The sequence below is a fragment of the Nocardioides sp. AN3 genome (assembly GCF_054653495.1).
Genome location: NZ_BAAIGC010000030.1, coordinates 14,297 through 27,337 on the forward strand (window position 1 = coordinate 14,297; position 13,041 = coordinate 27,337).

Consider the following 13,041-nt stretch of genomic DNA (forward strand, 5'->3'; position numbering starts at 1 on the left):
GTTCAAACCGGCGCACCCGCGCACGACCGCGGTTGCTCTCAAGGAGTCTCATGCCCGCCTCGCACTCGCAGGACAGCACCATGGTCATGCCGGCGCTGCCCGATGCCGCAGACCCGGACGCCATGCCGGTCGCCGTCGCCTACGACCAGGGTCTCGCCGAGCTCGAGGCCGTCGACGTCTCCTGCTGGTTCGGCGAGCGCAAGGTGCTCGACCGGGTCTCGCTGACCATGCCGGCAGGCAAGATCACGGCGCTGATCGGGCCCTCGGGATGCGGCAAGTCGACCTTCCTGCGCACCCTCAACCGCATGCACGAGATGGTGCCGAGCGCGTCGCTGGCGGGGCAGGTGCTGCTCGACGGCGAGGACATCTATGACGCGTCCGTGCGGATCACCCGCGCTCGCCGCGACATCGGCATGGTCTTCCAGAAGCCCAACCCTTTCCCCGCCATGTCGATCTACGACAACGTGCTCGCGGGTCTCAAGCTCACCGGCAAGAAGGCCTCGAAGTCCGAGAAGGACGAGCTCGTCGAGCGGTGCCTGCGCCTGGGCGGCCTCTGGAACGAGGTCAAGGACCGCCTCGACGCACCTGGCGGCGGCCTGTCCGGCGGTCAGCAGCAGCGCCTCTGCATCGCGCGCTCGATGGCGATCAAGCCTCGGGTGCTGCTCATGGACGAGCCGTGCTCGGCCCTCGACCCGACGTCGACGCGCGTCATCGAGGAGACGATGAAGCACCTCGCCGAGGAGGTCACGATCGTCATCGTCACCCACAACATGCAGCAGGCCGCGCGTGTCTCCGACCAGTGCGCGTTCTTCCTCGCCGCTCAGGGCACTCCCGGCGCCATCGTCGAGCACGGCGACACCAAGGCGATGTTCACCAACCCGCAGGACGAGCGCACGCATGACTACGTCAACGGCCGCTTCGGCTGAGCAGGCGCGAGCAGTCGCAGATGTTCATGCGCTCACCGATGCGCGCTGCGGTCTTCGTGGCGCTCGCGGCCGCCGCCGTGGTGGGGTTCGCCTCCGTCGTCGTTGACAGCGGGACGGCCTCCTCCGACGTACCCCTCATCGTGCCTCTCGCTGCGAGCCCGACCGCTCCGACCACTCCGTCCGCTCCGGCCGAGCCGGCGCCGGCGGCGAGGGCACCCGCTGCCGCCCACGGTCCTGAGCTGGTTTCGCCGGCCTGGGTCGCGTCGACCGCAGCCGCGGCCGGCATCCCCGGCCCTGCGCTGAGGGCGTACGCCGACGCCCAGCTCCACCTCGCCTCGGAGGACCCCGGCTGCCACCTGGGCTGGACCACGCTGGCCGGCATCGGCTGGGTGGAGTCGCAGCACGGGACCTACGGGGGACGGACGCTGGGGGAGGACGGCCTGTCGTCCTCCCCGATCCTCGGCCCGACGCTCGACGGGTCCGGGGACCTCGCCGCCATCGGCGCCGACGGCTCCGGCACGTCCGAGTGGGCACAGGCCGCCGGGCCGATGCAGTTCATACCGTCGACCTGGTCGCGATGGACGGCCGATGGCGATGGCGACGGCGTCGCGAACGTGCAGGACCTCGACGACGCGGCGTACGCCGCCGGCCGCTACCTGTGCGCCTCCGGCTCGCTGGCCGACGGCTCCGGCTGGGCACGGGCCGTCCTCTCCTACAACCACAGCCAGGCCTACGTCGACCAGGTGTACGCCGCCGCCCAGACCTACGCGTCCCGCACCTCCTGATCTCGGCGAGGTCAGCTGCCGTTCTGGCTGAAGTGCTGCAGGTCCTTGAGCGAGTGCCAGGTGCCGCCCCAGGTCCAGCCGATCCGGGCGAAGGCGCGCACGACGGGGCCGCGGGGGAGGATCATCCCGGGGCGGACGTCGCTGCGGTCGCGATAGGACGACGCCAGCTCCGGCAGCACGAGGGAGCCGTTCTCGTAGGGGTTCTGGAACGGGTCGACGTCGACCGCGAGCCCGTAGGCGTGCTGCGAGAAGCCGCTCTTCTGGCCCGCCTTCGGCCGGCAGTTGAAGGAGCCGGTGTCGTTGCCGTCCCCGGTCGGCGGCGCCGTCTGCTCGGCGCGCGTGGTGATGCGCATCTCCTCGATCGGGAAGCGCGCACGGTAGAGGTCGCCGAAGACCTGCACGATCTGCTCGGCCACCGACGAGTTCACCAGGAGCTCGCCGGTGTGCCGGGCGGCGTCGAAGCCCCAGAACCTCAGCCGCACCCAGGCGAGGTCGGAGGCGGCGACAGGGCATCCGGGAACCCACGTGGAGCGCGCGATCACGTCAGCGGGAGCAGGGGCGGTGATCCGGCTGGTGAAGCCCGTCCCCGGCAGCATCGGCACCGTGTCGGGCAGGGTGAATCGCCGGTCGCGCAGCTCCTCCGGGGTCGGGAGGATGTGGCCGTATCCCGCGGCCGTGGTCGGCAGCACGCGCGTGCCCAGCCAGGACGGCGGGACGGTGCCCGGCGCCGGCGACGTCGCGGTGGGGCTCGGCGTCACCGTCGCCGTCACCGTCACGGTCGGCACAGTGGGCGTGCTCGGCGCGCCCGGGGCCGCCGAAGGTTCGTTCGCGCAGCCAGCGACCAGCACCGCGAGCACCACGAGTGCGAGGAGGCGTTCCCCGACACCTCCGGGGTTCACGACAGCGATGCGACCCTCACGGTCGTTCCCTCGAGGAGCGCCGTGAGGTCATCGGGGTCGGAGGTGAGCACGACGACCGGTCCAGGCAGGCTGGCGGCCGTGGCCGCGACGACGGCATCGACGGTGAGGTCGCGCTGCTTGCGACGGCGGACCCGCGCCCGCATCGCACCCGCGGCGTGGGCGATCGCGGGGGTGACGTCGTGCACCGTCACCTGGTTGACGAGACGGCGGACGCGGGTGTCGCGTGAGCTGCCGTCGGTGACCTCGGCGATGGTCACCGCGCTGATGCAGAGCGGGCGATCAGCCCGGAGAGCCGCTTTGACCCACTCGAGCGAGATCCGGTCCTCCGCCGCCGTGGAGGCGAGGGCCGTGGCGTCCAGGACGACGGTCGACGCGGCGCTCACGTGAAGTACTCGTCGATGATGGCCTGGACCTTCGTCTCGTCGGCCGGCCCGTGCTTGGCCTCCATCCGCTCGACGAGGTCACGCAGCCCCTCCATCTGCATCCGGTGGCGCACCGCATCTGTGACATAGGCGGACACCCCGCCGCTCCCGGCCCGCTCCTTCACCTGCTCGACGAGGTCGCCCGGCATCGAGATGCTCACCTTCACGTACTCCGCCACGATCATGATGCTACCCCCGGTGGTAATGCCTTGCTCGGGCGACAATCGTGCTCGCCGCACGACCGCAGCAGCAACAGTCTTTCCCGCCGCCTGTGGACAACCCCTCGCCCCGTAGACTCGCCTTCGTCCCACCCCCCGTCGCCAGCCGACCGGGGGCGCTCGTCGTGCCGCTCGAGGAGACCCCATGTCCCGCCCCCTGTCCGCACTCGCCGACGCTGTCCTGGCGGAGCCGACCCTCATGGAGGTCGTCGCAGACGCGCGCGGCGGCGCCGTCGCGACCCTGGACGTCACCGGCCCTGAGGCGCTGCGCCCGTTCCTCGTCACCGGGCTGGCACGCGCGGGCCGACCGGTGCTCGCCGTGACGGCGACGAGCCGGGAGGCCGAGGACCTGGTCGCGGCGCTCGGGAGTCTTCTCGATCCCGAGGGCGTGGCCTACTACCCGAGCTGGGAGACACTTCCGCACGAGCGGCTCAGCCCTCGCTCCGACACCGTCGGCCGTCGCCTCGCGGTGCTGCGCCGCCTCGTGCACCCCACGCCGGACCATCCGGCCCTCCAGGTCGTCGTCGCTCCGGTCCGCTCGGTCCTGCAGCCGCAGGTCAAAGGTCTCGGCGACCTCGAGCCGGTCGAGCTGGTGCCCGGGCAGACCGCTTCCCTGGACGACGTCGTGGGCCGCCTCGCGGCCGCCGCCTACAGCAGGGTTGACCTGGTGGAGAAGCGCGGTGAGTTCGCGGTCCGCGGCGGCATCGTGGATGTCTTCCCGCCCACCGAGGAGCACCCGCTGCGGGTGGAGTTCTGGGGCGACGACATTGAGGAGATCCGCACCTTCTCCGTCGCCGACCAACGCGCGATGGACCCGGCGACCGGCAAGGTCGACCGCCTCTGGGCGCCTCCGTGCCGCGAGCTGCTGCTCACCGACGAGGTCCGTGCCCGTGCGAGGGCGCTCGGCGAGGTGCACCCGCAGCTCATCGAGCTGACCGACAAGATCGCCGCCGGCATCGCGGTCGAGGGGATGGAGTCGCTCGCGCCGGTGCTCGTCGACGACATGGAGCTCCTCGTCGATCTCATGCCGGCCAACGCCCAGATCCTCGTGCTCGACCCGGAGCGGGTGCGCCGCCGGGCGCACGACCTGGTCGCGACGAGCGAGGAGTTCCTCGGGGCGAGCTGGGCGGCGGCCGCGAGCGGTGGCAGCGCGCCCATCGACTTGGGCAAGGCGTCGTACTGGGATCTCGGCGACGTCCGCTCCCACGCCCTCGCCCGCCGGCAGAGCTGGTGGTCGATGAGCCCGTTCGGGCTGGCCGACGACACCGGCGCGATCACGGCCGACACCGCCGGCGTCCCCGTCCTGACCCTGCCGCACAACCCCGTCGACCCCTACCGCGGCGACGTCGAGAAGGCGATCGCGGACCTGGATGCCTGGCGGCTCGCGGGCTACCGCACCATCGTCGTCCACCCCGGTCACGGCCCCGCGCAGCGCACCGTGGAGGTCCTGGCGGAGCGGGACGTCCCCGCGCGGCTCGACGAGGGTCTCGATACGCTCGCTGGCGCTCGCTACTCGACCAGCGATGGAGCTGGCGACGGCGACGGGTCTGGCGCGGGCGACGGCGTCGTCCTCGTCACCTGCGGCTCGATCGCGACCGGCCTCGTCGACGACGAGACCAAGCTGGCGATCGTCACGGGCGAGGACATCTCAGGCCAGAAGTCCTCCACCCGGGACATGCAGAAGATGCCGGCGCGCCGCAAGCGGCAGATCGACCCGCTCGAGCTCAAGACCGGCGACTACGTGGTCCACGAGCAGCACGGCGTGGGCCGCTTCGTCGAGATGAAGCAGCGCGAGGTCGGCGGCGCGGTCCGCGAATACCTCGTCCTGGAGTACGGCGCCAGCAAGCGCGGCGGACCGCCGGACCGCCTCTACGTCCCGGCCGACGCGCTCGACCAGGTGACGCGCTACGTCGGCGGTGAACAGCCCAGCCTCGACCGGCTCGGCGGCGCCGACTGGCAGAAGCGGAAGAGCCGCGCCCGCAAGGCCGTGCGCGAGATCGCCGCCGAGCTGATCAAGCTCTACGCCGCCCGCCAGGCCACCAAGGGCTACGCGTTCGGGCCCGATACCCCGTGGCAGCGCGAGCTCGAGGACGCGTTCCCGTTCACCGAGACCGCCGACCAGCTCTCGACGGTCGACGAGGTCAAGGAGGACATGCGCCGCAGCGTCCCGATGGACCGGCTCATCTGCGGTGACGTGGGCTATGGCAAGACCGAGATCGCCGTCCGGGCGGCGTTCAAGGCCGTGCAGGAAGGCAAGCAGGTCGCGGTGCTCGTGCCGACGACCCTGCTCGTCACCCAGCACCTGAGCACGTTCACCGAGCGGATGAGCGGCTTCCCCGTGGTCCTCAGGGGCCTGAGCCGGTTCCAGTCCGACAAGGAGTCGAAGGAGATCATGGCCGGGATGGCCGACGGATCCGTCGACATCGTGGTCGGCACGCACCGGCTGCTCAACCCCGACATCAGGTTCAAGGACCTCGGGCTGATCATCGTCGACGAGGAGCAGCGCTTCGGCGTCGAGCACAAGGAGCAGCTCAAGCGGATGCGCACCGCGGTCGACGTGCTGTCGATGAGCGCGACGCCGATCCCGCGCACGCTGGAGATGGCCATCACCGGCATCCGCGAGATGTCGACGATCACCACGCCGCCGGAGGAGCGCCACCCGGTGCTGACCTACGTCGGCGGCTACGAGGACCGGCAGGTCGTCGCCGCCATCCGTCGTGAGCTCCTCCGGGAGGGTCAGGTCTTCTACATCCACAACAGGGTGCAGTCGATCGAGAAGGCGGCCGCGCGGATCCGCGAGCTGGTGCCCGACGCCCGGGTCGCCACAGCCCACGGCCAGATGAACGAGAAGCAGCTCGAGCAGGTGATGCTCGACTTCTGGGAGAAGCGCTTCGACGTGCTCGTCTGCACCACCCTGGTGGAGAGCGGGCTCGACGTCTCCAACGCCAACACGATGATCATCGAGCGGGCGGACACGCTCGGCCTGAGCCAGCTGCACCAGCTTCGCGGCCGGGTGGGCCGCTCGCGGGAGCGGGCGTACGCCTACTTCCTCTACCCGGCCGAGAAGCCGCTGACCGAGACCGCGCACGAGCGGCTCGCCACCCTCGCGCAGCACTCCGACCTCGGTGGCGGCATGGCGATCGCGATGAAGGACCTCGAGATCCGCGGCGCCGGCAACCTGCTCGGCGGCGAGCAGTCCGGCCACATCGCCGACGTCGGCTTCGACCTCTACGTCCGGCTGGTCGGGGAGGCGGTCAACGACTTCAAGGGCGAGACGGAGCCCGAGCTCAACGAGGTCCGCATCGAGCTGCCGGTCGACGCCCACCTGCCGCACGACTACATCCCCTCGGAGCGGCTGCGCCTGGAGATGTACAAGCGGCTCGCCGAGGTGCGCTCCGACGAGGACGTCGACGCCATCGCCGAGGAGCTCGACGACCGGTACGGCGAGCCGCCGCAGGAGGTGGCCTCGCTGCTGTTGGTCGCACGGTTCCGGGCCCGTGCGCGCAAGGCCGGGGTGGGCGAGGTGACGATCGCCGGCAAGAACGTGCGGTTCGCCCCCGTCGTGCTCCCCGAGAGCCGCCAGGTGCGCCTCCAGCGGCTCTATCCGAAGTCGCTCGTCAAGGGGCAGGTCGACACGATCCTCGTGCCTCGGCCCATCTCCTCGGGCTTCCCGGCGAAGCCCCTCGACGGCATCGCGCTGCTGCAGTGGGCGCGCGGTGTGATCGACTCGGTGATCGACCCGGTGACCGAGCCTGTCGGGTGAGGCGCGAGACGATCGATAGGGTCTGGCCATGACGATGGAGGCGTTCGGCGAGGAGTTCGGCGAGGAGTCGTCGCGATGGGAGCTGCCGGAGGACACCGAGCCCGGCTGGATGACCGAGGAGCAGCTCGCCGAGGCCCGCGGACGGGTCCCGATGCTGTACGTCGAGGCGCTGCCCGTCCGCGTCGACCCCGACGGTCGCGTCGCGAGCGTCGGCCTGCTGCTGCGCGGCTCGCCGACCACGGGCCGGATCACGCGGTCGCTGGTGTCCGGTCGCGTCATGCACGGCGAGCGGATCCGCGACGCGCTGATGCGCCACCTCGAGAAGGACCTCGGCTCGACCGCGTTCCCCGTGCTTCCGGTCAGCACGGTCCCGGCAGCGGTGGCGGAGTACTTCCCGTGGCCCGACCGACTCCACGACCCGCGTCAGCACGCCGTCGCGCTGGCCTTCGTCGTCCCTGTCTCAGGGGAGTGCCAGCCGCGACAGGACGCGCTCGAGATCACCTGGCTCACGCCGGAGGAGGCGGTCGCCGCGGAGGTCGCCGGCGACATGGAGGGCGGACGCGGCTCGCTGCTGCGCCAGTTGCTGCACCATGCCGGGGCCCTCTGAGTAAGGTGCAACCGTGCGTCGTGTCACCCTCCTGGCCGTCCCTGTCCTCGCCCTGTCGCTGACCGCCTGCGGCGGCTCCGGCCCTCAGCCTGGCACCGCGCTCGCGTTGGGCGACCAGCGCGTGACCACGCGGCACGTCGCCGACGTGGCCGCCCACTACTGCTCCGCGCTGACCAAGGTCGGCAGCGCGGCGAGCTCGCAGACGGTGCAGAACCAGGTCGTCGGCGCGCTGGCCGCCCGGATGATCGCGAAGCGGTTCGCCGAGGAGCGCGGGATCGATCCCGGTGCGTCGTACCGGCAGCAGCTGGCCCAGCTGCGGCCCCAGCTCGCCCGGTTCGACCAGGCGACCCAGGACGCGATCCTGGAGGTCGAGGGGTCGCAGGCCTACGTCTCCGCCATCATCGACCAGGTCGGCGAGCAGTCGTTCACCCAGTGGCTCGACAAGCAGCACGTCACCGTCAACCCCGTCTACGGGCTCTCCATCGACGGCTCGACCTTCGCCCACCACGACCCCAGTCTCTCGGTCGCCGCGAGCGACCTGGCGAAGTCCGCGGCCAAGGCCGCGGCGAACCCGACCGCCGCCCCGGCGTCCGGCAACACCAGCTGTGCCTGACCACGCCACCGGGGAGGGCTTGGTCGAGTTCCTCGACCTGATGAGGACGATGCGCGAGCGGTGCGCCTGGAAGGCCTCGCAGTCGCATGGAAGCCTCGCGCGCTTCCTGCGCGAGGAGTCCGACGAGGTGCTCGAGGCGATCGAGGAGGGCGACCCCCGGCACCTCGCCGAGGAGCTGGGCGACCTGCTGCTGCAGATCTACTTCCATGCGGCGATCGCCGAGGAGGCCGGCGAGTTCACGATGGACGACGTCATCTCCGGGCTGACGGAGAAGATGAGGCGCCGCAACCCCCACGTCTTCGGGCCCGACGCCGAGGCCGCCTGGAAGTCGGGGCGTCGCTACACGATCGAGGAGATCGAGGAGCTCTGGCAGGCCGCGAAGGCGGCGGAGAGGTCGCCGAACCCCGGGTTGTAGTCCTCCGAACCCCGGGTTGTCGTCCAGCGAGCTCCAACAACCCGGGGTTCGGAGGACTACAACCCGGGGTTCGGCGTGAGTGAGGGATCCCGCCAGACGACGGCGGACCCGTCGAGCACCACGACGCCGTCGGAGTTGGTGATCGTGGTCGCGAGCGTCGTGACCGGCTTGTCCGTCCGCGCGGAGGTCACCTCGACCGTGGCGGTGATCTCGTCACCGGGTCGCACCGGCGCGAGGAAGCGCCACGCGACCTCGAGGAACACGCTGCCCGGCCCCGGGAGGTCCTCGGCGACCACGGCGTTGAGGAGCCCGGACGTCACCCCGCCCTGGACGACGATGCCGCCGAACCGGGAGCGTGCGGCCAGCTCGTCGTCGTAGTGGATCGGGTTCCGGTCGCCACTGATCTCGGTGAAGAGCTCGATATCGCGTCGGCTGATGACGCGCGTACGGCGCGCCACAGCGCCGACGGCAGGAGCAGTGATGGTCATGATCCGAGGATCCGTGCACGACCTTCCCCGAACCTTCCACCTCCCGACTCAAGCGGAAGGCCAGCGGAAGGCGGCACGGCGACGGTGTTCGGCGAGCGGTGCCACACCGGGTGGCGCCGCCGAGCATCGAAAGGCTCATCATGACACTCACCCAGTCCAGGCCGACGGCCCCTCGTCCGGCTCGCAACGGCGTCGACGTCCCGACCCTGTTCGCCACCCTCGACGCGGTGAAGGGGACGCCCGCGATCGCCCAGTTCCAGTTCCGGGCCCGCAACACCTGGGAGTCCGGCACCCACAGCCGCACGGTCTTCTCCGACTTCTTCGGCGCCGGGCAGGAGATGGAGCACCGCCAGAAGACGGTGGTCGAGAGCGACCACCCGGAGGTGCTCGTCGGAGCGGACCACGCGCCCACGCCGGTGGAGTACCTCCTGCACGCCATCGCCGCCTGCATCACCTCCGGCGTCGTCAACATCGCCTCTGCCCGCGGCGTCACGCTGACGAAGGTCTGCTCCACCGTCACCGGCGACATCGACCTGCGCGGGATCCTGGGGCTCTCCGACGAGGTCCGCAACGGGTACGACGGCATCACCGTCTCGTTCGAGATCGAGGGCGATGCCGACGAGGAGACCCTGCGCGGCATCGTCGAGCAGTCCCGGCGCCGGTCCGCGGTCTACGACGTCCTGACCAACGGCACCGCGGTCGAGGTCGACGTGGCCGCGCGCCGCGCCTCCTGAGGTCGGTCCGCCATGGTCACCCACGTCGACACCGTCGTCGTCGGGGCCGGTCATGCCGGCCTCGCGGTCAGCCACCTGCTCGCCGGCGCCGGGCGCGACCATGTCGTGCTCGAGCGGGGCAGGGTCGCCGAGTCGTGGCGCTCCGAGCGCTGGGACTCGCTGCGGCTGCTCGCCCCGAGCTGGATGTGCCGGCTGCCGGGGTGGCGCTACAGCGGCCCTGATCCGCACGGCTTCATGAGCGTCGCACAGCTTGCCGGCCATCTCGAGGAGTACGCCGCCCGTCTGCCCGTGGAGACCGGCGCGACAGTTCATTCCGTCGACGCCGTCCGTGACGGCTACCGCGTCGTCACCGACGGCCGGACCTGGCTCACAAGGCGGGTGGTCGTCGCCACCGGCCCGACGGGCCGGCCGGCCAAGCCGGCGGGGCTCCTCGGTCTCGACCCCGGCGTCGAGGTGGTCAGCCCGCTTCGCTACCGGCGCCCGCACGACCTGCCCGCAGGCGGCGTCCTGGTCATCGGCGCGAGCTCGTCGGGCGTTCAGATCGCCGAGGAGCTGGCGTCGGCCGGCCGCCGCGTCGTCCTCGCCGTGGGCGGGCACACCCGCATGCCGCGTCGCTACCGAGGCGTGGACCTGTACTGGTGGCTCGAGCGCACGGGCCGGCTCTCGCGCACCATCGACACGATGCGCGACCCGGTCGCAGCACGGCACGAGCCGTCGTACCAGATCGTCGGGCGGGCGCCCGGTGATCCCCGCTCGGCCGACCTGGACCTGGGCACCCTTCAGGCGCTCGGCGTCGAGCTGGTCGGGCGCTTCGGCCACGCGGAGGGACATCGGGTCCTGCTCGGCGACTCGGCCGAGCTGGCCGCGACCGTCGCCGCGGCCGACCGCCGGATGCACCGGTTCCTCGACATCGCCGACCACTGCCTGCACCTGGACGCGATGCGCGACCGCCTCGACGAGTGGCCGGCCGCGCCCGAAGGTCGACCGAGCCGGCCCGGTCGGATCCGCATCGGCCCGACCCGTGAGGAGATCGACCTTCGTGGTGAGGGCATCGCCGCGGTGGTCGTCGCGACCGGCTACCGACCGCACCACCCGTGGCTGCGGGTGCCGGTCACCGAGGCCGACGGCACGATCCAGCAGGTCCGCGGCGTCACGCCGGCGCCCGGGCTCTACGTCGTCGGCCAGCGCTTTCAGCACCGCCGTGACTCGGCGACCCTCGACGGCGCGCGCCACATCGCTCGCGACGTCGTGGCGCACCTGTGCGCCGAAAGTGCACGCGACTGCACGGCCGAGCTGTGCGAGATGGAGGAGACAGGATGAGGTACGACGTGATCGTCGTCGGCGCCCGGGTCGCGGGCGCCTCGACCGCCATGCTGCTCGCCCGGTCCGGGGTGAGTGTCCTGCTGCTCGACCGCGCCCGGCCCGGCACCGACACCGTCTCCACCCACGCGCTGATGCGTGCCGGGGTCCTCCAGCTCTCCCGCTGGGGAGTCCTGGACCGGGTCGTCGCCGCCGGCACCCCGCCGATCGCCTCGACGACGTTCCGCTACTCGGGCTCCGAGCCCGTCACGGTCGGCATCCGGCCGAGCCCCGGTGTCGACGCGCTCTACGCGCCGAGGCGCACCGTCCTGGACACGCTGCTGGTCCAGGCAGCCGCCGCGGCAGGCGCCGAGGTGCGCCATGACACCGCAGTGACCGGTCTCCTGTGGGACCGGTCCGGACGGGTCTGTGGCGTGCGGACGACCGGGGGTGACCTGGGCGCGCGGTTCGTGGTCGGGGCGGACGGCGTACGCTCCCTCGTCGCCGCCCAGGCCGGCGCCGCCACGGTGGCGGTCGGTCGTCATGCGAGCGCCGTGCGCTACACCTACGTCGAGCTGACACTGCCCGGGACCGAGTGGTTCTACGGGGAGGGCGTGGGCGGGGGCGTGATCCCGACCAACGGCGGCGCGTCCTGCGTCTTCGTGGGCAGCACCCCCCGGCGGCTGCGGCGACGGTGGTCCTCCGGCTCGCCCGACGACGTCTTCCGGGCTCTGCTCCACGAGATGGCGCCCGAGCATCCGGTCGTCTCTGCGCGCCGCGCCGACCGGTTCCACGGCTGGAGCGGCCTCCCCGGCTCCCTGCGGCAGGCCTCCGGCCCCGGCTGGGTGCTGGTGGGCGACGCCGGCTTCTACAAGGACCCGATGAGCACCCACGGCATCACCGACGCCCTGCGGGACGCGGAACTGGCCTCGCGGGCCGTGCATGCCGCCCTGGCGGGCGAGGAGTCGGCACTGGGCGACTACGGCCGCAGACGCAACGGGCTCGCGCTGCCGATGCTCGACGTGAGCGACCAGATCGCGTCCTACGCCTGGCGCGGCGCCGACGTCGCGCCGCTCGTGAAGCAGCTGAGTGCGGCGATGGCCGCCGAGGTGACCCTGCTGGAAGGCCTCGCCGACTCGGCGCCTCTTGTCGGCTGAGGGGCGAGTCGGCGCAGCTCCGAGGCGCCGACTCGGCGATCAGAGCTCGACGACCCGGCCGATGCCCCGCGCGGTAATGCTGGCGGCGACGTGATGGAGCATCCGCAGCGACGCCGCGTCGGCGCCGGCCAGGTCGTCGATGACGAGCAGCAGCCCGCGCGAGCGGCCGCGGTCCGGAGCGCCGGCGGGCGCCGACGCGGGGCCGGCGAGCGCGTCCAACCGGTCGCGCAGGGCCGCGAGCGTCTCGCGGTGGGGAGCTGTCCACTCGGCGTAGAGATCCTCGGGGAGCAGGTCGCCGGGATGGTCGGCCAGCACCTCGGTGGCCTCCTGGGGAGAGCCGGTGCTCAGCGCCTGCTCGGCACGTTGCTGGAACTCGACGGCGTCGACGCGGACATCGGCGTCCGGCAGCAGCGTCACCCGGTCATGCCGCATCACCACCCCGTCGCGGCGACCCAGGGCGGAGCGCGCGTAATGCGCCGCCTGGTGCAGTCGCGGGAGCGCCGAGGACACAGGCAGCTCGGGCCACAGCAGGTCGGCGACCTGCTCGCGATGCAGCGCCCGACCCTCGCTGAGGGCGAGCAGCTTGACCACGCTGCTGGCGGCCCGGCGTCGCCAGGCGCGGTCGGGCACGCGCACGCCTGCGATGACGACGGAGAACCCACCCAGCACAGTGATGTCGACGCTCATGTCACCA

Annotated in this window: 14 protein-coding genes; 9 read left to right on the forward strand and 5 right to left on the reverse strand. The window is 71.9% G+C overall.

The window, feature by feature from the left end; translation table 11 throughout:
- Nucleotides 1-122: 122 nt before the first annotated feature.
- Nucleotides 123-926 (forward strand): phosphate ABC transporter ATP-binding protein PstB, encoded by an 804-nt coding sequence (gene pstB / locus ACYQ1K_RS22880; RefSeq protein ID WP_459985700.1) that lies wholly within the window; start codon nucleotides 123-125, stop codon nucleotides 924-926.
- 20 nt (nucleotides 927-946) lie between these two features.
- Nucleotides 947-1,711 carry a lytic transglycosylase domain-containing protein gene (locus tag ACYQ1K_RS22885; protein WP_459985649.1) on the forward strand — a complete coding sequence of 255 codons (765 nt, stop codon included), beginning with the start codon at nucleotides 947-949 and terminating at the stop codon, nucleotides 1,709-1,711.
- Nucleotides 1,712-1,722: 11 nt separating this feature from the next.
- Here ACYQ1K_RS22885 and ACYQ1K_RS22890 read toward each other — a convergent pair whose 3' ends face one another.
- The 3 genes from ACYQ1K_RS22890 to ACYQ1K_RS22900 are packed head-to-tail and all read right to left on the reverse strand — an operon-like array spanning nucleotide 1,723 to nucleotide 3,232.
- Nucleotides 1,723-2,610, reverse strand: coding sequence for a M15 family metallopeptidase (locus tag ACYQ1K_RS22890; RefSeq protein WP_459985651.1), 888 nt, complete (start codon nucleotides 2,608-2,610; stop codon nucleotides 1,723-1,725).
- Nucleotides 2,607-3,014 (reverse strand): PIN domain-containing protein, encoded by a 408-nt coding sequence (locus ACYQ1K_RS22895; RefSeq protein ID WP_459985652.1) that lies wholly within the window; start codon nucleotides 3,012-3,014, stop codon nucleotides 2,607-2,609. Before ACYQ1K_RS22895 ends, ACYQ1K_RS22890 begins: the two co-directional genes overlap by 4 nt.
- Entirely contained in the window at nucleotides 3,011-3,232 is a 222-nt protein-coding gene (locus tag ACYQ1K_RS22900) for a ribbon-helix-helix domain-containing protein (RefSeq protein ID WP_459985653.1), read from the reverse strand. Before ACYQ1K_RS22900 ends, ACYQ1K_RS22895 begins: the two co-directional genes overlap by 4 nt.
- 184 nt (nucleotides 3,233-3,416) lie before the next feature.
- On the opposite strand from ACYQ1K_RS22900, the gene mfd reads away from it, so the two are divergent.
- From mfd to ACYQ1K_RS22920, 4 genes are read left to right on the forward strand one after another with little or no spacing between them, the layout of a single operon-like run.
- A complete protein-coding gene (gene mfd, locus ACYQ1K_RS22905; protein ID WP_459985654.1) occupies nucleotides 3,417-7,034 on the forward strand; it encodes a transcription-repair coupling factor in 3,618 nt (1,205 codons plus the stop codon).
- A 28-nt stretch (nucleotides 7,035-7,062) separates the two neighbouring features.
- Nucleotides 7,063-7,641 carry a DUF4916 domain-containing protein gene (locus tag ACYQ1K_RS22910; RefSeq protein ID WP_459985655.1) on the forward strand — a complete coding sequence of 193 codons (579 nt, stop codon included), beginning with the start codon at nucleotides 7,063-7,065 and terminating at the stop codon, nucleotides 7,639-7,641.
- A gap of 13 nt (nucleotides 7,642-7,654) precedes the next feature.
- Nucleotides 7,655-8,254, forward strand: coding sequence for a hypothetical protein (locus ACYQ1K_RS22915; RefSeq protein WP_459985656.1), 600 nt, complete (start codon nucleotides 7,655-7,657; stop codon nucleotides 8,252-8,254).
- Entirely contained in the window at nucleotides 8,247-8,669 is a 423-nt protein-coding gene (locus tag ACYQ1K_RS22920; protein WP_459985657.1) for a MazG nucleotide pyrophosphohydrolase domain-containing protein, read from the forward strand. The genes ACYQ1K_RS22915 and ACYQ1K_RS22920 overlap by 8 nt, the downstream gene beginning before the upstream one ends.
- Before the next feature lie 56 nt (nucleotides 8,670-8,725).
- On the opposite strand, the gene ACYQ1K_RS22925 is transcribed toward ACYQ1K_RS22920, so the two are convergent.
- Nucleotides 8,726-9,157, reverse strand: a complete 432-nt coding sequence (locus ACYQ1K_RS22925) for a MaoC family dehydratase (RefSeq protein WP_459985658.1) — start codon at nucleotides 9,155-9,157, stop codon at nucleotides 8,726-8,728.
- Nucleotides 9,158-9,297: 140 nt separating this feature from the next.
- On the opposite strand from ACYQ1K_RS22925, the gene ACYQ1K_RS22930 reads away from it, so the two are divergent.
- The 3 genes from ACYQ1K_RS22930 to ACYQ1K_RS22940 are packed head-to-tail and all read left to right on the forward strand — an operon-like array spanning nucleotide 9,298 to nucleotide 12,347.
- On the forward strand, nucleotides 9,298-9,891 hold the full coding sequence (locus ACYQ1K_RS22930; RefSeq protein WP_459985659.1) for an OsmC family protein: 594 nt from the start codon (nucleotides 9,298-9,300) through the stop codon (nucleotides 9,889-9,891).
- 12 nt (nucleotides 9,892-9,903) lie between these two features.
- The gene (locus ACYQ1K_RS22935; RefSeq protein WP_459985660.1) at nucleotides 9,904-11,211 is read left to right on the forward strand and encodes a flavin-containing monooxygenase; all 1,308 of its coding nucleotides are present in this window, start codon (nucleotides 9,904-9,906) and stop codon (nucleotides 11,209-11,211) included.
- Nucleotides 11,208-12,347: an NAD(P)/FAD-dependent oxidoreductase gene (locus tag ACYQ1K_RS22940; protein ID WP_459985661.1), complete on the forward strand. Its 1,140-nt coding sequence runs from the start codon at nucleotides 11,208-11,210 to the stop codon at nucleotides 12,345-12,347. Before ACYQ1K_RS22935 ends, ACYQ1K_RS22940 begins: the two co-directional genes overlap by 4 nt.
- A 39-nt stretch (nucleotides 12,348-12,386) precedes the next feature.
- On the opposite strand, the gene ACYQ1K_RS22945 is transcribed toward ACYQ1K_RS22940, so the two are convergent.
- Nucleotides 12,387-13,034 (reverse strand): AfsR/SARP family transcriptional regulator, encoded by a 648-nt coding sequence (locus ACYQ1K_RS22945; RefSeq protein ID WP_459985662.1) that lies wholly within the window; start codon nucleotides 13,032-13,034, stop codon nucleotides 12,387-12,389.
- Between the last annotated feature and the right edge of the window lie 7 nt (nucleotides 13,035-13,041).

What these genes read in the sequence shown, in the direction of transcription:
- mfd (WP_459985654.1), top strand. Translation starts at nt 3,417, where the DNA reads ATGTCCCGCCCCCTGTCCGCACTCGCCGACGCTGTCCTGGCGGAGCCG.
- ACYQ1K_RS22885 (WP_459985649.1), top strand. Translation starts at nt 947, where the DNA reads ATGTTCATGCGCTCACCGATGCGCGCTGCGGTCTTCGTGGCGCTCGCG.
- ACYQ1K_RS22940 (WP_459985661.1), top strand. Translation starts at nt 11,208, where the DNA reads ATGAGGTACGACGTGATCGTCGTCGGCGCCCGGGTCGCGGGCGCCTCG.
- ACYQ1K_RS22935 (WP_459985660.1), top strand. Translation starts at nt 9,904, where the DNA reads ATGGTCACCCACGTCGACACCGTCGTCGTCGGGGCCGGTCATGCCGGC.
- ACYQ1K_RS22925 (WP_459985658.1), bottom strand. Translation starts at nt 9,157, where the DNA reads ATGACCATCACTGCTCCTGCCGTCGGCGCTGTGGCGCGCCGTACGCGC.
- pstB (WP_459985700.1), top strand. Translation starts at nt 123, where the DNA reads ATGCCGGTCGCCGTCGCCTACGACCAGGGTCTCGCCGAGCTCGAGGCC.
- ACYQ1K_RS22930 (WP_459985659.1), top strand. Translation starts at nt 9,298, where the DNA reads ATGACACTCACCCAGTCCAGGCCGACGGCCCCTCGTCCGGCTCGCAAC.
- ACYQ1K_RS22910 (WP_459985655.1), top strand. Translation starts at nt 7,063, where the DNA reads ATGACGATGGAGGCGTTCGGCGAGGAGTTCGGCGAGGAGTCGTCGCGA.
- ACYQ1K_RS22945 (WP_459985662.1), bottom strand. Translation starts at nt 13,034, where the DNA reads ATGAGCGTCGACATCACTGTGCTGGGTGGGTTCTCCGTCGTCATCGCA.